The 18,720-nt window shown below is 63.9% G+C and carries 17 protein-coding genes; 15 read left to right on the top strand and 2 right to left on the bottom strand.

All coding sequences use genetic code 11. The annotated features are described in order from the left end of the window. Positions 1–33 precede the first annotated feature (33 nt). The 8 genes from JLZ96_RS05315 to JLZ96_RS05280 all read left to right on the top strand — a co-directional run bounded on the left by JLZ96_RS05315 (position 34) and on the right by JLZ96_RS05280 (position 9,623). Positions 34–1,071, top strand: a complete 1,038-nt coding sequence (locus JLZ96_RS05315) for a MoxR family ATPase (protein ID WP_201009606.1) — start codon at positions 34–36, stop codon at positions 1,069–1,071. Beyond that, positions 1,068–2,585, top strand: a complete 1,518-nt coding sequence (locus JLZ96_RS05310; protein ID WP_201009605.1) for a VWA domain-containing protein — start codon at positions 1,068–1,070, stop codon at positions 2,583–2,585. The genes JLZ96_RS05315 and JLZ96_RS05310 overlap by 4 nt, the downstream gene beginning before the upstream one ends. Positions 2,586–2,771: 186 nt before the next feature. Further along, on the top strand, positions 2,772–3,959 hold the full coding sequence (locus tag JLZ96_RS05305; protein ID WP_027496264.1) for an iron-containing alcohol dehydrogenase: 1,188 nt from the start codon (positions 2,772–2,774) through the stop codon (positions 3,957–3,959). Next, positions 3,956–5,308, top strand: a complete 1,353-nt coding sequence (locus tag JLZ96_RS05300; protein ID WP_308436818.1) for a histidine kinase — start codon at positions 3,956–3,958, stop codon at positions 5,306–5,308. The genes JLZ96_RS05305 and JLZ96_RS05300 overlap by 4 nt, the downstream gene beginning before the upstream one ends. Further along, positions 5,305–5,985, top strand: coding sequence for a response regulator transcription factor (locus JLZ96_RS05295; protein ID WP_032371078.1), 681 nt, complete (start codon positions 5,305–5,307; stop codon positions 5,983–5,985). Before JLZ96_RS05300 ends, JLZ96_RS05295 begins: the two co-directional genes overlap by 4 nt. 119 nt (positions 5,986–6,104) lie before the next feature. After that, positions 6,105–8,285 (top strand): molybdopterin-dependent oxidoreductase, encoded by a 2,181-nt coding sequence (locus JLZ96_RS05290; RefSeq protein ID WP_201009604.1) that lies wholly within the window; start codon positions 6,105–6,107, stop codon positions 8,283–8,285. A gap of 37 nt (positions 8,286–8,322) precedes the next feature. Then, positions 8,323–8,637 (top strand): ferredoxin, encoded by a 315-nt coding sequence (fdxA, locus tag JLZ96_RS05285; protein ID WP_201009603.1) that lies wholly within the window; start codon positions 8,323–8,325, stop codon positions 8,635–8,637. Then, positions 8,634–9,623, top strand: a complete 990-nt coding sequence (locus JLZ96_RS05280; RefSeq protein WP_201009602.1) for an NAD(P)/FAD-dependent oxidoreductase — start codon at positions 8,634–8,636, stop codon at positions 9,621–9,623. Before fdxA ends, JLZ96_RS05280 begins: the two co-directional genes overlap by 4 nt. An 18-nt stretch (positions 9,624–9,641) precedes the next feature. On the opposite strand, the gene JLZ96_RS05275 is transcribed toward JLZ96_RS05280, so the two are convergent. Further along, complete coding sequence (locus JLZ96_RS05275; protein ID WP_201009601.1) at positions 9,642–10,700, bottom strand: helix-turn-helix domain-containing protein; 1,059 nt, start codon at positions 10,698–10,700, stop codon at positions 9,642–9,644. Positions 10,701–10,917: 217 nt separating this feature from the next. Between JLZ96_RS05275 and moaA the strand changes: the two genes are divergently transcribed. Together moaA and glp are read left to right on the top strand one after the other, a co-directional pair. Continuing rightward, positions 10,918–11,976: a GTP 3',8-cyclase MoaA gene (moaA, locus tag JLZ96_RS05270; protein ID WP_236253840.1), complete on the top strand. Its 1,059-nt coding sequence runs from the start codon at positions 10,918–10,920 to the stop codon at positions 11,974–11,976. Further along, positions 11,973–13,223, top strand: coding sequence for a gephyrin-like molybdotransferase Glp (gene glp, locus JLZ96_RS05265; RefSeq protein ID WP_268963035.1), 1,251 nt, complete (start codon positions 11,973–11,975; stop codon positions 13,221–13,223). The genes moaA and glp overlap by 4 nt, the downstream gene beginning before the upstream one ends. A gap of 308 nt (positions 13,224–13,531) precedes the next feature. Here the strand turns inward: glp and mftM are convergent, their stop codons facing one another. Beyond that, positions 13,532–14,359, bottom strand: coding sequence for a mycofactocin oligosaccharide methyltransferase MftM (gene mftM / locus JLZ96_RS05255; RefSeq protein WP_201010664.1), 828 nt, complete (start codon positions 14,357–14,359; stop codon positions 13,532–13,534). A gap of 277 nt (positions 14,360–14,636) precedes the next feature. On the opposite strand from mftM, the gene mftA reads away from it, so the two are divergent. The 5 genes from mftA to mftD (JLZ96_RS05230) are packed head-to-tail and all read left to right on the top strand — an operon-like array spanning position 14,637 to position 18,704. After that, positions 14,637–14,750 carry a mycofactocin precursor MftA gene (gene mftA, locus JLZ96_RS05250; RefSeq protein ID WP_069973092.1) on the top strand — a complete coding sequence of 38 codons (114 nt, stop codon included), beginning with the start codon at positions 14,637–14,639 and terminating at the stop codon, positions 14,748–14,750. A gap of 2 nt (positions 14,751–14,752) precedes the next feature. Then, the gene (mftB, locus tag JLZ96_RS05245) at positions 14,753–15,037 is read left to right on the top strand and encodes a mycofactocin biosynthesis chaperone MftB (protein ID WP_094718535.1); all 285 of its coding nucleotides are present in this window, start codon (positions 14,753–14,755) and stop codon (positions 15,035–15,037) included. A 33-nt stretch (positions 15,038–15,070) separates the two neighbouring features. Beyond that, the gene (mftC, locus tag JLZ96_RS05240) at positions 15,071–16,303 is read left to right on the top strand and encodes a mycofactocin radical SAM maturase (RefSeq protein WP_032371074.1); all 1,233 of its coding nucleotides are present in this window, start codon (positions 15,071–15,073) and stop codon (positions 16,301–16,303) included. 2 nt (positions 16,304–16,305) lie between these two features. Next, positions 16,306–17,484: a pre-mycofactocin synthase MftD gene (mftD, locus tag JLZ96_RS05235; RefSeq protein WP_201010663.1), complete on the top strand. Its 1,179-nt coding sequence runs from the start codon at positions 16,306–16,308 to the stop codon at positions 17,482–17,484. Next, entirely contained in the window at positions 17,481–18,704 is a 1,224-nt protein-coding gene (gene mftD / locus JLZ96_RS05230) for a pre-mycofactocin synthase MftD (protein ID WP_201009599.1), read from the top strand. The genes mftD (JLZ96_RS05235) and mftD (JLZ96_RS05230) overlap by 4 nt, the downstream gene beginning before the upstream one ends. The last annotated feature ends 16 nt before the right edge of the window (positions 18,705–18,720 follow it).

The raw sequence follows: 18,720 nt of genomic DNA, 5'->3' as shown, positions 1-18,720 counted from the left end.
ACTGCGGCTCCGCCGCTCTTCGAAGGGAAACACATGACCTCGCTGTCGACAGTGCGTAGCGACGACACCGACACCGTTCGATTCACCGACGCTGCCGATCTGCGGAGGGCGCTCGCCGAGCAGGACTACATCGCCGACGACGACCTCGCCACCGTGGTGCATCTGGCGACAGCACTCGATCGCCCGCTGCTGCTCGAAGGACCGGCGGGTGTGGGAAAGACAGAGCTCGCCAAATCGCTTGCTGCGGCGAGCGGCCGCAAGCTGGTGCGCCTGCAGTGCTACGAGGGCCTCGACGACAACCGAGCCCTGTACGAGTGGGATTACGCCAAACAACTTCTGCACGTGCAGATGCTGCGTGAACACATCGGTGCGCTGACGCAGCATGTCACCGACATCGACGACGCCTCGAAAATGCTTGCCGCCAAGGACTTCGGCCTGTATTCCGAGCCGTTCCTCTCGGTGCGTCCGCTGCTGGAATCGATCCTGTCCGAGGAGCCGGTGGTTCTTCTCGTCGACGAGGTCGACCGCACCGAGGAATCCATGGAGGCGCTGCTGCTCGAGGTGCTCGCCGAGAAGCAGGTGACCATTCCCGAGGTGGGCACCTTCACCGCACGAAGTGATCCGTGGGTCATTTTGACCTCCAACGACACTCGTGAGCTGTCCTCCGCCCTCAAACGCCGCTGCCTCCACTTTCATCTCGACTACCCCTCCGCCGAACGGGAACGGGAGATCGTCACCGCCCGCGCTCCGGAGGTACCCGATCGGGTCGCAGCCGACATCGTGGCGCTGGCAACCGAACTGCGGGCGCTGCCGCTGCGCAAGAGCCCATCGATCTCGGAGGTCATCGACGCGGCTCGTATCGCGTCGGTCCTCGGCCACACGGAGGACACCCGCAAGTATCTGCTCGCCGCGCTGGTCAAATACTCCTCGGACATGAAGATCGCGATGGCAGGCCCGGCGACGGAGACAGTCTCTGCAGCACCATCTCTCGGAGCCGTCGTCAACACGACTGCGACGGCGTTCCGGGGTCATGGTGGACGGGACAAGGGCGGCATCGGGATTCGACGATGACTGCGGTCGAGCCGTTCGCTCCGTCGGTGGTACTCGACGTGCTGTCGGCAGTGTTCGGCCGGACGCTGCGGCGGTTCGGAGTGGCGGCGTCGCCGGCCGAGGTCATCGAAGTCCGACGCGTGCTCGGGCTCCTGGGGGCACGTGACCTGACGGTTCTGCGCGCGGCGTTACGCGCCACGTGCGCGAAGTACGATCACGAACAGCAGGGATTCGATCTCGCGTTCGACTCGCTGTTCGCAGTCGACTCGACCGCTGTTGTCCACGAACACACTTCGCCGGTCGGCGCGCAGGTGGCGGGCGGCCTCCCGACCGATCTCGACGTGGGAGCCGACCAGGAGGCCGCGAAGTACGCCGAATACAACGAGCGCGCTGTCGAGATCGGAGATCTGCTGGACGCCTCCGAGGCCGACAAGGGCTTCAACCCGCACAAGGACGACGACGACATCAGTCTGTCGTCGGAGGATCACGATCTGTCCATCGATACCGATGGCGACATGGGTCGACGGGGCGTGACCTACACCGTCGATCTGGAGCGTTCCGGTTCGACCGCGGCAGGGGAGTTGGCGTCGAGCACGAGCGGAGCGGTTGCCGGACAACTGAACTGGGAGGATCCCGCCAGTATCCTGGCATGGTTCGACGCCTACGATCCCAGTAGCGTGTACGGCGATGGCGGAGATTCCGGGCCGCTGAGCGCGGCGATGTTGGACAGGATCACCGATGCCGTCGAAGCCTTCGTCGCAGCTCTGGGTGAGTTGACCGGGACGATGTCGTCACCGGTGCCGGTCGACGGCGCAGGGCGGGGGATCGACAGCCATGCCGAGATCGAGCGCGCAAGTCACGAAGTGTTGCGGCACATGCGCGGGACTCCTCGGCCGCGGCCTCGCGAACACTCTCGGGGCCCGCTGGACATGCGTCGCACGGTTCGGTCGAGCCTGCGCACGGACGGCATTCCGTTTCGGTTGGTCACCAGGACACCGGTTCCGGACAAGGTTCGATTGTTGGTGCTGGCGGACGTCTCGTTGTCCGTTCGCCCGATCACCGCATTCACGCTCAGACTTGCCCAGGCGATGCACTCGCGTGCGCACCGCTGCACTGTGATGGGCTTCGTCGATTCTCCGGTGGACGTGACGACCACCTTGCTCGGGAGCACGGGCGACGGTGCTCTGGCTGCCGTACTCGCGGATGCGCGATTGGACCTCGAAGCGAGCAGCGATTACGGCAAGACCTTCGCGGACCTGCTGGACTCGCACGGGGAGGTGTTGAACAAGCGCACCGCGGTGATCATCGTGGGGGACGGTCGGTGCAACGGACGGCCGCCCGGACTCGATGCGTTGGAGAAGATTCGCTCCAAGGTGCACCGCATCGCCTGGATCACTCCCGAAGCTCGTCGCTACTGGGCGCAGGCCGCGTGCTCGATGGAGGAGTACGAACAATTCTGCGACCAGGTGGTCGTGGCGCGAGACGGGGAACAGTTGACGGCGCACGCCGCCGATCTGGGGCATGCGCTGTCCTGACCCGACCCATCACACCACGTACCTGCCCGATCGGGTAGGTAGGAACCTGGCCCGGTGCTGGTGGGAACGGACCGACTGTGCTCGTAAGGTTGTAACCTGAATCACAGGTCCGGATCGTGTTCGGATCGAAGGACAGCGAGGGTGTGAACGGTGGACCAGGCAGCTACTGCGAACGTCGGCAAGGCGCTGCACGATCTCGATACTCGGCGCAGCCGAGCCGAGACGCCACGTGTCCTCAAGTTCCATGCGCCCGAGATCGTGTTCGGTCCGGATTCGCTCGGAGAGGTCGCGCATGCGACGCGTCGTCTCGGTGGGGTACGGCCGATGCTCGTCACGGACGCCGGCTTGATCGAGAGTGGCTGGGCCGGGCAGCTCGTCGACCTCCTTCTTGCGCAGGGGCTGGAGCCCCAGGTCTGGAGCGCACTGACGCCCAATCCCAAGGACGTCGAAATCGAGGCCGGCCACGGTTACTACGCGGACTTCGGCTGCGACGTGTTGGTGGCGATTGGCGGAGGGTCGGTGATGGATGCGGCGAAGGGGATTGCCGTCCTCGCCGGCAACGGCGGTCGAATCCTCGACTACGAGGGGGTGGATCGGGCCACCCGGCCGATCCCGCCTCTGGTGATGGTGCCCACGACATCCGGCACCGGAGCCGACGTCTCGCAGTTCTGCATCGTCACCGATACCGCACGCTCGACGAAGATCACCATTCTCGGCCGAGCCCTGGTACCGGACATCACGGTGATCGACCCGATGTTGCTGACCACGATGCCCGAATGGCTCAACGCCGCAACCGGTTTGGATGCTCTGACGCACGGGATAGAGGCGTTCGTGTCGTTGGGCCACAACCAGCTCACCGACCATCATGCGCTCCGAGCCATCACCATGGTGATGTCACAGTTGGCTCGCACCATCGACGAGCCGACCGACATGGTTGCACGAGGGTCGATGGCGCAGGCGAGTCTGGAGGCCGGCCTGGCATTCACGAACGCGATACTCGGTGCGACGCACGCGATGAGCCACCAGGTGGGCGGGCTGCTCGATCTCCCGCACGGGGTGATCAACGGTGTGCTGCTGCCGCACGTCATTCGTTTCAACGCTGCCGAGGATCCGTTGCCGTACGTGGCCATCGCGACGAGTCTCGGGCTCCCCGAGGGCAGGGCCAGGCCGGAGGAGGCCGCCATGGCCGTGGCCGATCGAGTGGACCGCCTCGCTCGTCAGGTCGGTGTTCCCGCCGGCCTGGCCGAGATCGGCGTCAGCGAGTCCGATCTCGATGTGTTGGCCACCAACGCATTACGCGATGCCTGCATGTCCACCAACCCGCGCTCGGCCACGCACCGCGAGATGGTCGATCTGTTCAGGACCGCACTGTGACAACCGGACCCGACCTCTCGTTGCTGACGGGACTGCGTTCGGGCAAGAACACGTTCTACCCCCAGTATCGCGGCGCGGCAGAACGTTTGGAACGCGTCGTCTATGCGCTGGAACTGATCTCGCGAGCGCTGGTGCGCACGGTCGACGGTCCGGAAACGCTGGTGTGCGCTGTGGCCGAGGCGGCACGAGCCCATCTGAGTGCGCGTTGGGTCGTGTTCGCTCTCGCTGACGGGGCGTTCCCCGACGCCGGTCCTCGCAGATTGGTACTCGGACCCGACGCCACACCGTTTCTGGTCGACAACGTCGAAGGGCCACCGTTGCCGGAAGACGTCGTCGACTGCCTCGAGTCGATCCGACAGTCGACGTGCGGCGACGGGCTGACCCCGGTGATCTCCGCCCATCACGCTTTCGTGCCGATCGCATACGACGGGGGTGTCGTGGGCGCTTTTGCCGCATGGACCGGCGAGCAACGTGTGCTGGACGCCACCGACGCCGCGGTGCTCAGCATCCTGGCCAGCCAAACTGCGGTGGCCCTGCAGAATTCGGCTCTGTTCCAGAGCCGAAGACAACTCCTCGAGCGCACCGAGAGTGCCTACGCCGAGGCGAATCGAACAGCGGCCGACCTCGCCGCCCGCAATGCCGAACTCCTGCTGACGCAAAGACAATTGGGTGCCGCGCATCGGCATCAGGTGCTCGACGACGAACGGCATCGCATCGCACGCGAACTGCACGACAGCGTGACCCAGGCCGTGTTGTCGGCCGGTATGCAGATCGAGGTCTGTCGCAGTGACATCTCGGCGGAAGAGCGCAGTGACAGGCTGGATCTGGCCAAGGATCTGACGCGTCGGGCAGTGGATCAGCTGCGGTCGGCGATCTACGCGCTCAATCACCCTCAGGACGCCGACCGCACGTCGCTTCCCGAAATGCTCGAACAGCTTTCGGTGGTCCACATGCCCGACGAGTTGCAGGTCTCGCTGCGGGTGGAGGGAACTCCCGTCGAGTTGAGCAGCGAATGCGAGCATGCTTTGCTCCGCATCGCCGGAGAGGCGTTGTTCAACACTGCAGTGCACGGACATGCATCCCGGGCCATTCTTCGCTTGAGCTATTCGCTCGATCAGGTACAGCTGTCGATTGCCGATGACGGTGACGGCGATCCGGCGCACTTGCGCATGATGCTGCACATGGCCGAGTCCACCGACGTCGACGGCCGCCACCGCGGGTTGGCGAACATGGCGGCGCGCGCCCGCGAACACGGCGGGGTCTTCGAGATCCGCCGTGCCCGCACCGGGGGCGTGCGAGTGGCAGTGCGTATACCGCTCGACCCGAATTCCACGAAGGGCACAGCATGAGCGTCACAGCGGTACGAGACGGTTCGCCTCAGGCGGCGCCGCCCAGGGTTCGGATCGTCCTGGTCGACGACCACGCGATCTTGCGCGACGGGCTGCGTTCGGTACTCGAGCGTGAATCGGATCTGACGATCGTGGGGGAGGCGTCGACCCGAGAGGAGGGGTTGGCCGTCGTCGCTCGGGTCACACCCGACATCGTGCTGATGGACCTCAAGCTCTCTGCCAGCTCCGATTACGAGGGTCTCGCCCTGTGTGCGCAGTTGTCCAAGGCACACAACGGAATCGGTCTACTCGTCTTGACGACGTTCCTCGACGATCGTCTGGTGGTGGAGGCCGTGCATGCCGGTGCCCGGGGATATGTGGTCAAGGACGTCGACACCACCGAGTTGGTTCGCGCGATCCGCGCGGTGTCGCGCGGTGAGAGTGCGTTCGATTCCCGGAGCGCGTCGGCCGTCGTTCGTTCTCTCAACGGCACACCGAGCAGCATCGAGCGGCTGACCGAGCGGGAGCTCGAAGTGCTCCGGCTACTGGCAACGGGTCTGTCCAACAACATGATCGGAACACGTCTGTTCATCTCGGCGACGACGGTGAAGTTTCACGTCAGCAACATCATGCGCAAACTTGCGGTGTCTCGCCGTGCCGAGGCCGTCTATGCCGCGAGCAAACAGGGATTGATCTGAGCGATGAGCCTTCGGGCACAGAGTGCAAAGTAGACGGCGCTCGGCGTCCTGTCGGGAGCGTCCTCGCGGTGCAGGCTACGGATAACACATACCAGTGATATCCACGCCGAGGAGCACCCATGACGACTGTTCAGGAAGATACGCGCTCACACGACGCCCCGGCCGACCGCCCTACGGAACTCACCGTTCTCGGAGCGTGTGCGCAGGATTGTCCGGATTCGTGCTCGATGGTGGTGACCGTCGAGGACGGGGTGGCGACGAGCGTCAGCGGGAGCAAGACCAACCCGTACACCAACGGTGGCCTCTGCGTGAAGGTGGACAACTATCTCGACAAGGTCTACAGCCCGGACCGAGTGCTGTACCCGCTTAAGCGATCCGGGCCCAAGGGCTCAGGAGAGTTCGAGCGGATCTCGTGGGACGAGGCCGTGGCCACCATTGCCGAGAAGTTCACCTCCATCGCCGAGGAATTCGGCCCCGAGGCGATCATGCCGTGCAATTACCTTGGAACCCAGGGAATCACGCAGGGTCTCAACGTCGGGGATGCATTCTTCAACCGACTCGGGGCGACGGTTGCCGAGCGCACCTACTGCGATGCGGGCTCGTGCACGGCCTACGCGATGACGGTGGGCGACACGGCAGGCGTCGACCCCGAGAGTTTCGTCCACTCCAAGTTCATTCTGATCTGGGCGGCGAACACCATGAGCACCAACCTGCACCTGTGGCCGTACATAGCCGAGGCGAAGAAACGCGGGGCCAAGGTGGTGGTGATCGATCCGATCAAGACCAGAACCGCCAAGGCCGCGAGCTGGTACATCCCCATTCGTCCGGGCACCGACGGCGCCCTCGCACTGGCGATGATGCACGTGATCATCGACGAGGGATTGACCGATGCGGATTACATCGAACGCTTCACCATCGGTTTCGACGAATTGGCCGAGCGGGTGCAGCAATACACCCCGCAATGGGCGTCCGAGGAGACGGGCATTCCTGTCGAGGACATCTACACGCTCGCAAGGGAATACGCACAGAGCCAGCCCTCCGTCATTCGGATCGGCGTCGCCATCGAGCGCAGTGCCGGTGGCGGGCAGAGCGTCCGAGCCATCTCCTGTCTACCGTCTTTGGTGGGAGCATGGCGTAAGCCCGGCGGCGGCATCCTGCAGCTGCCGCTGTGGGCGTTTCCGGTGAACTGGCCCGAGTTTCTGCAGACGGATCTGCAGACTCCGGGTACACGCGTCATCAATCTGTATCAGCTGGGTGAGGCGCTGACCGGCGGGTTGAATTTGGATACGCCCCTCAAGGGATTGATGGTGTACAACTCCAACCCGGTGGTGGTGTGTCCCGATCAGAAGCGCATGATCGACGGGCTCAGCCGGGAGGATCTGTTCACCGTCGTCAGTGACCACTTCATCACCGACACAGCCGATTACGCCGATATCATCCTGCCCGCCACGACACAGCTGGAACAGGACGACATCAACTTTTCCTGGGGCCACCTGTTCGTCACGTACAACAACCGGTCGATCGAGCCCCTCGGGGAGGCCGTCCCCAATACCGAGCTGTTTCGCCGACTGGCCGCAGCGATGGGCTTCACCGAACCGGTGTTCTCCCGAACCGATGAGGAACTCCTCGCCCTCTCCTACGACTGGAATGCCCCGGCAATGGAGGGCATCACGATCGACTCGCTCAAGAAGCTCGGGTGGCAGCGACTCAACCTTCCTGGCCCCGACGAGTACGCACCGCACGCAGAGGGCAATTTCCGGACGCCGTCCGGCAAGACGGAGTTTCTGTCCTCGGCGGCGGCGGGTGGCAACTTCGTGCTGCCGCTGTTCCGGCAGGGATCGAACGATCACCAGCCGGGACAACGGGTGGATCCGCTCCCGCACTACATCCCGCCGCGCGAGTCGTCGAGGACCAATCCCGAACTGGCAGAGAAGTATCCACTCAATCTGCTCACGCCCAAATCGCATGCATACCTGAATTCGAGCTTCGGCAATCTCGACATGCACCGCAAAGTGCAGAAGGAACCGACGCTGCTGATCAACCCTGTGGACGGCGAACAGCGGGGAATTGCATCGGGTGACGTGGTGCGAGTCTTCAACGATCGCGGCGAATTCACCGTCGTTGCCAAACTCGACAAGTCGGTCATGCAGGGTGTCACCGTCTGTGCGATGGGGGCGTGGCGCAAGAACATGCTGTCTCTGTCGACCCCGGCCTCACTCAATCCGACGGTGTTCGCCGACCTCGGGAACGCTCCGACGTTCTCCGACACCCTCGTCGAGGTCTCAGCGCTCGACGCCTGACAACTCTTTCTCCTACTACGAACAAGAGGATTTCGAAATGGCCTACGTCGTGACCGAAGCGTGCATCGACCTACTCGACAAGGCATGCACGGAGGAGTGCCCCGTCGATTGCATCTACGAGGGCGCTCGGATGATGTACATCAATCCCGACGAGTGCGTCGACTGCGGCAAGTGCATGCCCGCCTGTCCCAACGACGCCATCTTCTGGGAGCACAAGATCCCGGAGGAACAGAAACGGTTCGTCGACATCGCCGTCGAATTCTGTGAGGACGCAGATGCTTCCGGTGGTGCGGAAGATCTCGGGCCGATCGGGCGCGACCATCCCTCGATCGACGAGGTGGCGAAGAAGTGAGTGCGACAACGGTTTCCGAAAGTGACCTGATCATCGTCGGTGCCGGACCGGCCGGTTTGTACGGTGCGTATTACGCGGGCTTCCGGGGCATGACGGTCACCGTGATCGACGCTCTGCCCTACCCCGGTGGGCAACTGGCCGCGTTGTATCCGGAGAAGAAGATATTCGACGTCGCCGGTTTTCCGGCGATCAAGGCGCAACATCTGGTCGACGCATTGGTCGAACAAGCGGATCAGGCGAAGCCGACGTACCTGATGGGTCACGTGGCGACCGAACTCGAGGAATCCGAGAACTTCGTGCGGGTCACGACGGACAAGGGCGAAACCGTCGTCGGGAAAGCCGTTCTCGTGGCCGCGGGTATCGGTAAGTTCACCCCGAGGCCATTGCCGGCCGGAGCCGAGTTCCACGACCGTGGCCTACGGTATTTCGTACCGAAACTCGATGACCTGGCCGGCGAACGGGTGATGATCGTCGGCGGCGGAGACTCGGCAGTCGACTGGGCGCTGAGCCTGGAACCGATCGCGAAATCGGTGGTATTGGTGCACCGTCGCAACGACTTCCGGGCGCACGCTCACAGCCTCGGTTTGCTGGAGCGGTCCAGTGTCGATGTCCTCACCCCGTTCGAGGTGGAGGAAATCCTTGGCGTGGACGCCGTCGAATCGGTGACGATCGTCGACGGCACCGGGGTCGATCGCCGACAGCTCGAAGTATCGAGTGTTGTTGCCGCACTGGGTTTCAAAGCCGCGCTCGGCCCCATCTCCACGTGGGGATTGGACAAGTACCAGCGCGATATCGCCGTCGGACGGACGATGCGCACCAGCCGAAGGCGAGTCTTCGCGGCGGGCGACGTCGCCGGACACGAGGACAAGGTCAAGTTGATCGCAGTCGGTTTCGCCGAGGCAGCGACAGCGGTGAACCACATCGCCCCGCTGGTCGACGGCTCGGCCGCGATCGTGCCCGGCCACTCGAGCGACTCGATTCACTGACGAGAGCCCCGAAGGAGCTCAGTTCGACCGACGAGGCCCGTGAGCAGTGCCGACCTCGGGCTGCTCACGGTCGCTCGGCCACATCGGGCGAGTCACCGCTCGCGGGTCGTCGGACTGCGCGCACGCGGCCGCGCGGTACTGACGCGGGCTCATCCCGTACTGCTCGCGAAAGGCGCGACTGAACACTGCGGAGTCCGCGAAACCCCACCGCCGACTGATCTGCCCCAGCGAGCGGTCCACCGCGACGCTGGCGATGATCTCGCGTCGGCAGCGCTCGAGCCGTTTGACCCGAATGCTGCGCGCCACCGTCGTGCCACTGGCCGCGAACAGACGGTGCAGTTGGCGGGTGGAGACGAGCATGGCCGACGCGACCGTGCTGGGCGACAGGTCTGGGTCTGCGAGGTGCTCCTCGATGTAGCGCTGCGCTGTCCGAACCAGGGCAGTGCTGGGGGAGTCCAGCGCCGGGCTGGTAGTGGTGTTCCTGGCGATGACGCTGACAAGATCTCCGACCTCGTCTGCGATGGCCTGTGCGCCTGCGGTGCCCAGCGTCGATCGGGTCGACCCCAGGTCGTGCAGAAATCGGCCGAGGAGGCCGCTGAAACCGGCCGAACCGTCGAATGCCATGGCCGTCAGGTCGCTGGATTCACGCTCGTCGAGTCGCAGCATGTGACGGGGCCAGGTGAATACTTCGAGCTCCCATTGATCGTCGTCGGGGTGACCGTCGATGATCCAGTCGAAGGGACGAGACGTGTCGTAGATGGCGAAGTCGCCGCGTGAGAGCACGCATTCGCGTCCGTCCTGCACCACGATCGCGCGGCCTCGACGGATCATACCGATCTGAACGTATTCGATTCGGTCCTTCTCGATGAGCGAGTCGGTTCGCGCGATGCGTTGAGTCGTCGATCGGACAGTCGACACCTGCAGGTGCGCGAGAGACATCGATCGGACGGCTCCGGTGAATCGGCTGTCCGCCACGTCGGCCACGTCCAGGGCGACGAAGTGTTCGTTCAACATGTCGGACCAGTCGCCGCGGCTGGTCGTTCGAGTCGGAATGGAGAATCCGGATCGAGACAGCATGGGGACCCCTTGTCGTAGACGCTCACGGCGATGCAGGAGCTTTCTTCGAGATTAACCCGCAATGTTTCCGGTTGATTCACTGTTCGTAACTTTGCCGGAAAGTCGTGAGGCAGGGTCGTGCGCTGGTCGCTGCACGTCAACTACCGGGCGCGCGCGGTCAAGTGTGAGGCACTGCCGTCCGCGATTCTGGTGTTCGACCGAGTGAAAGGACTACTCCGTGGTTGATCCCGTTCGAGCAGTGCGCACGCATCCGACCGACCTCGATTCGGGGACGGTGGACGCTCGGGGACGGGCACTTCGGGATCTCCGTATCTCGGTCACCGACCGGTGCAACTTCCGCTGTGTCTACTGCATGCCTCGAGCCGAGTTCGGTCCCGATCACCGATTCCTCGACACCGGCAGGCTGCTGTCCTTCGACGAGATCGACAGAGTGGCGCGGGCGGCGGCGACGATCGGCCTCCGAAAGATCCGTCTGACGGGTGGTGAACCGTTGCTGCGGGCCGGAATCGCCACGCTGGTCGAACGATTGAGCGCCATCGACGGCGTCGATCTTGCGATGACCACGAACGGGTCGTTGCTCGCAGCCCAGGCCGCATCCTTGTACGCGGCCGGTCTGAAACGCGTTACCGTCAGCTTGGATTCGATCGACCCGACGACGTTCGCGCGGATGAGCGACACGCGCGTACCCGTCCGGACCGTGCTCGACGGCATCGACGCGGCAGTGTGCGCCGGGATGTCACCCGTCAAGGTGAACGTGGTGGTGCGACGGGGCGTGAACGGTGATTCGATTCTCGACCTGGCCGAACGGTTCCGAGGGACCGGCATCGTCGTGCGGTTCATCGAGTACATGGATGTCGGGGCGACGAACCGGTGGGAAATGGCGCAGGTGACGGACGTCGACTCCATTGTCGACATCATCGGGGCAGCCCATCCGCTAGAACGGATCGAGTCGATGTACGAAGGCGAGGTCGCGACGCGCTATCGGTATCGCGACGGGAGGGGAGAAATCGGGGTGATCGGCTCGGTGTCGAAACCGTTCTGCGGCAGCTGTACTCGGGCCAGGCTGTCGGCGGACGGGCAGGTGTACACGTGCCTGTTCGCTTCAGCGGGAACCGATCTGCGCGCGCTGCTGCGTTCGGGGGCATCGCAGGATGCTCTCGTGGCGCGGTTGTCGGCGCTCTGGAACAGCCGTGACGATCGATACTCCGAACTGCGAGCGGGATCGGGGGACACCCCGGCCGGCGAGCGGATCGAGATGTCCTACATCGGCGGATGAGGCGGACCGTAAACTCGACTACCCGTTCGGTCGACGAACACCGTTGTGCCATAGAAGATCTCGGCTTGGCAGCCCGAGTACGGGCGGTACCCATCGGATCTGCGGTCGGCGCAGTTCTCGCCGAGGATGTCTTTGCCGAGCGCGTTCTGCCGGCGTTCGACAATTCTGCAGTCGACGGGTTCGCTGTGCGCCGTACCGATGTGATCGGTTCTCGACGCCTGCCGGCCACACTGACCGTCTCGGCGCGTAGCGTCGCCGGACGGTCGAGTACCGAGCTGAGCGTGGCACCGGGTGAATGTGTACAGATCATGACCGGTGCAGTACTTCCGCGAGGGGCCGATCTGGTGGTGCCTGTCGAACAGACCAGCGGATTCGTGACGTCGTTCGGTTCCGATACGGTGACCATCTGTTCGAGTGGTTCCAAGAGCAACATCCGCCGTCGTGCTTCGGATGTCGATGCCGGTGACGTGGCCATCAGGGCCGGTACGGTGCTGACTCCCGCTCAGGTCGGACTGCTTGCGGCACTCGGACGAACGCTTGTCAGGATTGGCTCGACATTGACCGTGGCTGTGTTGTCCACCGGATCCGAAATCCGCTGTGCTGAAGAAACTCCGACGCTCGGCGAGTGTTTCGACGCCAACTCTCCGATGATCGCAGCCGATCTGCTGCGGTGTGGTGCCGATGTGCACCTCGAATCGGCGGTATCCGACGATGTGGAGGCGTGCAGAGCGGCCCTTGCTCGCTGCGCTGCGGTAGCCGACGTCATCATCACGACCGGTGGAATCAGCGCAGGAACCGAGGAGGTGGTCCGGCTTGCGCTGGCGGATCACGACGTCACCTTCGCCTCGGTTGCGGTCAGGCCGGGAAAACCGCAGGGCTGCGGACGATTCGATGGAATACCGATCATCTGCCTGCCCGGAAATCCGGTGAGTGCGCTGATCTCGTACGAACTGTTCGTCCGGCCGGTCGTGGCATCCGCTCTGCAGGATCCGGCGGCGGAGCGAACGGTGAGAACTGTGCGGGTCCGCGGCGACGTGACCTCGGCGTCGAGCACACCTCGGGTTCTGTTGGGATTCATCGACGGCGCGGATGCCAAGGTCACGCAGTCACATTCGATGAGAGCATTGGCAGCCGCGAACGGAATGGTCGTCGTTCCCCCATGCGACTCGCTCCCACAGGCAACAGGGCAATATCCCGCGTGGACCTTCGATTCACGTACGGCATCGAGACCGGGCCGGTACGTATGACCGCCACTGCCGCTTCCCCGGCTGCCACCGACCCGCGGCACGCTGCCAAATCGACCACGTGATCCCGTTCGACCACGCCAATCCACTCGGCGGCTGGACCACCGTCAACAACTTCCAATGCCTCTGCGAATACCACCACAGCGTCAAAACCGCCGGCTACACATCCCCACCCAACCCAGACGATCCGGCATCATCGCCTACGCCGAACCACCCGACAACCCGACACCCGAACCGAGCGACGAGGAAGCCGACAAAGCACCACCGTTCTAGTACTCCCGCGGATCCCATGCCTGGAGTATCGAGACTGTTCAGGCGAGTTGTGGTGCCGTCGTCTTGTCGATCACGAGCCAACCGCCGTGGTAGGTCGAGTTCTCGAAGGGCTTCCCCGTCGATAGTCCCAGCTCGGCCAGCGCCGTCTCGTCGAACGTGCGGATGTGTCCGTGGCAGACAGTGGTCTCGGTCTCGAACGGTACCGCGATGACGACGCGGCAGCGCGCCACCCGGAGTGCCTCCGCGACGATGGCAGAGCCCGTCTCGGCATCGACGTGTTCGAGCAGGTGCAGAGCTGTCACAGTATCGACACTGTTGTCGTCGAACGGGATTCGGGCTGCATCGAACACTGCCGTGTCGAGTCTCGCGCCGAGGTGCGGAGCGACAGTCGCGAGCAAATTCATGGTTCCCGCTGACTGGTCGGTCGCGGTGACCGAACAACCCTGCATTGCCAGCCGCAACGGGAAGAAGCCGAAGCACGAACCCAGATCGAGTACCGAACCGCGGACCGACGCGGCGGCACGCTCGTGCACAGGAGCGAACTCTGCTCGACCGGAGAGGAGATCATCCAACGAGTTTCGGTAGTACGTCGTCCATGCCTCGACCGGATCGGCGACAGTGGTGCGCACGATGCCGACCAGCACGTGCTCGAACTCGCGTTGGGACAGCCCGATATGGCGCGCCTGTTCGGTGATGAGCGGCACGAGGCCTTCGCCGATCTCGCCCGCAGCGAGGCAGTGGTTGACCTGCACCGTCGATCCTGCACGGACGGCGTCGAATCGGAGCCCGTGAGTGTGCCGGACGACGACGTTCTCATGAGCCCAGACCCCGTCGGGTCCGGGTGCCAATGCATCGATCTCGGTCATGTAAGTCTTCTTCTGTCGTTTCTGCTGTGACCCTCTGTTCAGGTGAGCTTTCCACAGCGAACCGCGGCAGAACTCGGATCGGCCGCTGGTCGGTCCGCTCAGACGCCGCTCACCCCGCAGGCCGGACGGGCCGGTACCTACCCAACTGGACGGTTGATCGCGACGGCCGACCAGTTCCTGCGCCATGACCCCTCGGAAACCTCGACGGCCGTTAGCGTGGTGATCCTGAACACAGTCGATCGGATTGTGGCCGAACAGATTTCGTAGGAGGAATCAGATGTCGAAGAAGAGTGAGAACGCTGTGGTCGGTACGTCGGTCGTCGAGTCCGATCTGGTGGAGGAGTCGTTGGTGGAGGAAGTGTCGATCGACGGTATGTGCGGCGTGTACTGATCATGACTACTGCTGTGCAGAACACGCTCGATCTGGATGTGCGGTGGATTCTGCATCCGCAGGTGGCGTTGCGTCCCGAGTCGTTCGGGGCGCTGCTCTACCACTTCGGGACCCGCAAGCTGTCGTTTCTGAAGAACCGCACGATCGTGGCGATCATCGAGTCGCTGCCCGACCACCGGGATATGCGGTCGGCGATCGCGGCCGCAGGGATCAGCGATTCGGCATCGGCTCCCTACGTGAGAGCGCTCGCGACGTTGGCGGACTCGCACATGATCACTCGCCCGTAGAACCTGACCCATTCGTAGAAGAGGACGGCCCCTATGACTTCCACCCTCGAAAGACCAGCTCCGGTAGGGAAATTGGTCGATCAGTTCGAGCTCGGTCTCGATGCTCCGATTTGTTTGACGTGGGAGTTGACCTACGCCTGCAATCTGTCGTGTGTGCATTGTCTGTCGTCGTCGGGTCGTCGTGACCCGCGCGAACTGAGTACCGAGCAGTGCAAGTCGATCATCGACGAGTTGCAGAAGATGCAGGTGTTCTACGTCAACATCGGTGGCGGTGAGCCGACGGTCCGGTCGGATTTCTGGGAACTCGTCGACTATGCGACGGCGCATCAGGTGGGGGTGAAGTTCTCCACCAACGGGGTCAAGATCGACAAGAAGGTCGCAGCACGCCTGGCGGCGTCGGATTACGTCGATGTGCAGATCTCCATCGACGGGGCGACGGCGGAGGTCAACGACGCGGTGCGGGGTCCGGGTTCGTTCGACATGGCGTGCCGGGCGTTGGAGAATCTGAAGGAGGCCGGCTTCCGGGATGCGAAGATCTCCGTCGTCGTCACCCGCCACAACGTGAGCCAGCTCGACGACTTCAAAGCTCTGGCCGACAAATACGCTGCGACACTGCGTATCACACGACTGCGGCCGTCGGGTCGCGGCGCGGATGTCTGGGATGATCTGCATCCGACGGCCGGTCAGCAGCGCGAGTTGTACAACTGGCTCGTCGCGAACGGTGAGGGTGTGTTGACGGGGGATTCGTTCTTCCACCTCTCGGCGTTCGGGGACGCTCTGCCGGGGTTGAACCTGTGTGGTGCGGGGCGGGTGGTGTGTTTGATCGATCCGATCGGTGATGTGTATGCGTGCCCGTTCGCCATTCACGAGAACTTCCTCGCGGGCAATATCGTCCGAGACGCGAAAGACGGTATGGGCGGATTCCAAACCGTGTGGCAGACCTCGGAGTTGTTCCAGGAACTCCGCTCTCCGCAGACCTCGGGTGCGTGCACCAAGTGTGCGCATTTCGATGCGTGCCGGGGTGGGTGCATGGCGGCGAAGTTCTTCACGGGTCTGCCGATGGACGGTCCGGATCCCGAGTGCGTGATCGGGAACGGTGAGATGGCGTTGGCAGCGGCGGGGGAGATCCCCAAGTCGAGTGTCGATCATTCGCGTACCGGTCAGCGTAAGACTCCCCGTAAGTCGGTGCCGTTGACGTTGATGATGCGTCCACCGACGAAGATCTGCGACGAAAATCCGCTCGCGGGAATGGAACAGGAAGCGTAGTGATGGCGAAGAGTGCGTGGTTCGAGACCGTTGCCGAGGCGCAGCGGCGGGCGAAGAAGCGTCTACCGAAGTCGGTGTATGCCGCGCTGGTGGCCGGCTCCGAACGCGGCATCACCATCGACGACAACATGTCGGCGTTCGGCGAGTTGGGTTTCGCCCCGCATGTGGCGGGGTTGTCGGACAAGCGGGACTTGTCGACGACGGTGATGGGGCAGTCGTTGTCGTTCCCGGTGATGATTTCCCCGACGGGTGTGCAGGCCGTGCACCCCGACGGTGAGGTTGCGGTGGCGAGAGCTGCTGCGGCGCGGGGTATTCCGATCGGATTGTCGTCGTTCGCGAGCAAGTCCGTGGAGGAGGTCGCGGCGGCGAATCCGCAGACGTTCTTTCAGATGTACTGGGTGGGTTCACGCGAGATTTTGTTGCAGCGGATGGAGCGGGCTCGTGCAGCCGGGGCGGTGGGGTTGATCATGACGTTGGATTGGTCGTTCTCGAACGGCCGTGATTGGGGTAGCCCGTCGATTCCGGAGAAGATGGACCTCAAAGCGGTGGTGCAGTTCGCTCCGGAGGGTGTCATGCGTCCGAAGTGGTTGTGGGAGTTCGCGAAGACCGGCAAGATCCCGGATTTGACGACCCCGAACCTGACCCCACCGACCGGTGGTCCGGCTCCGACGTTCTTCGGGGCGTATGGGGAGTGGATGGGGACCCCGTTGCCGACGTGGGAGGACGTGGCGTGGTTGCGGGAGCAGTGGGGTGGGCCGTTCATGCTCAAGGGTGTGATGCGGGTCGATGATGCGAAGCGGGCTGTCGATGCCGGGTGTACGGCGATTTCGGTGTCCAATCACGGTGGTAACAACCTCGACGGCACCCCGGCTCCGATTCGGGCTCTGCCGGCGATCGCCGAGGCGGTCGGTGATCAGGTCGAGATCACCCTCGACGGCGGAATCCGGCGGGGTAGTGATGTGGTCAAGGCGTTGGCGTTGGGTGCTCGGGCGGTGTTGATCGGTCGGGCGTACCTGTGGGGTCTGTCGGCGGGCGGTCAGGCAGGGGTGGAGAACGTGCTCGACATCCTGCGTGGCGGAGTCGATTCGGCGGTCCTCGGGCTCGGGCACACCTCGGTGCATGATCTGTCACCGTCGGATGTGGTGATGCCCGCCGGGTTCGATCGGAAGCTGGGTGTGTGACCGACTGGTTCGAGACTGTCGCCGAAGCGCAGCGGCAAGCGCGTAAGCGACTTCCGGCATCGGTGTATTCGGCGCTGGTGGCGGGGTCCGAACGTGGTCTGACGGCGGGCGACAACACCACTGCCTTCGCCGAACTCGGATTCGCCCCGCACGTGGCGGGGCTGTCGGACAAACGTGATCTGTCGACGACGCTGATGGGGCAACCGTTGTCGTTTCCGGTGATGATCTCTCCGACGGGTGTGCAGGCCGTGCACCCCGACGGTGAGGTCGCGGTCGCGAGAGCGGCAGCGTCGCGGGGGATTGCGATGGGGTTGTCGTTGTTCGCGAGCAAACCGATCGAGGACGTCGTGGCGGCGAATCCGCAGACGTTCTTTCAGGTGCATTGGGTGGGTTCGCGAGAGCTGTTGGGGCACATGCTCGATCGGGCCAGTGCTGCGGGTGCGGTCGGGCTGATCGTGACGATGGACTGGTCGTTCTCCGAGGGCCGCGATTGGGGGAGTCCGGTGATACCCGAACGCCTCGACGTGCGGGCGATGCTGCGGTTGGCACCGGAAGTGTTGGCCCGTCCGCGGTGGCTGGCGCGGTGGGCGCGGACGGGGACATTTCCGGATCTGACGGCACCCAATCTCGCCGAGCCCGGGAAATCGGCGCCGACGTTCTTCGCCGCGTACCGGGAGTGGATGTCCACCCCGCTGCCGTCATGGGAGGACATCGCGTGGCTACGCGCGCAGTGGGACGGTCCGTTCATGCTCAAAGGTGTGTCCCGGGTCGATGACGCGTTGCGGGCTGTCGATGCCGGGTGCACCGCTATTTCTGTCTCTAATCATGGTGGTAACAATCTCGACGGGGCTCCGGCGTCGATCCGGATGCTGCCGGCGATTGCCGACGCGGTGGGAGATCAGGTCGAGGTCACCCTCGACGGCGGGATCCGGCGGGGAAGTGACGTCGCGAAAGCACTCGCCCTGGGTGCGCGGGCGGTGCTGATCGGACGGGCGTATCTGTGGGGTCTGGCCGCGAACGGTCAGGCCGGCGTGGAGAACGTGCTCGACATCCTGCGCGGTGGCCTGGATTCGGCGGTCCTCGGCCTCGGACACTCGTCGGTGCACACCCTCGAACCGACCGACGTCGTTGCACCGCATGACTTCACCCGTGCGAATCAGCTCCCCGGTTTGGAATATCCGACGCCGATCGGAGTCCGGGATACGGAACCGAGGAGCTGATTCGATCGACAACCCA

The organism is Rhodococcus sp. NKCM2511, assembly GCF_014905595.1.
GTDB classification, from domain to species: domain Bacteria; phylum Actinomycetota; class Actinomycetes; order Mycobacteriales; family Mycobacteriaceae; genus Rhodococcoides; species Rhodococcoides fascians.
This window is presented reverse-complemented; position numbering and strand designations above follow the sequence as displayed.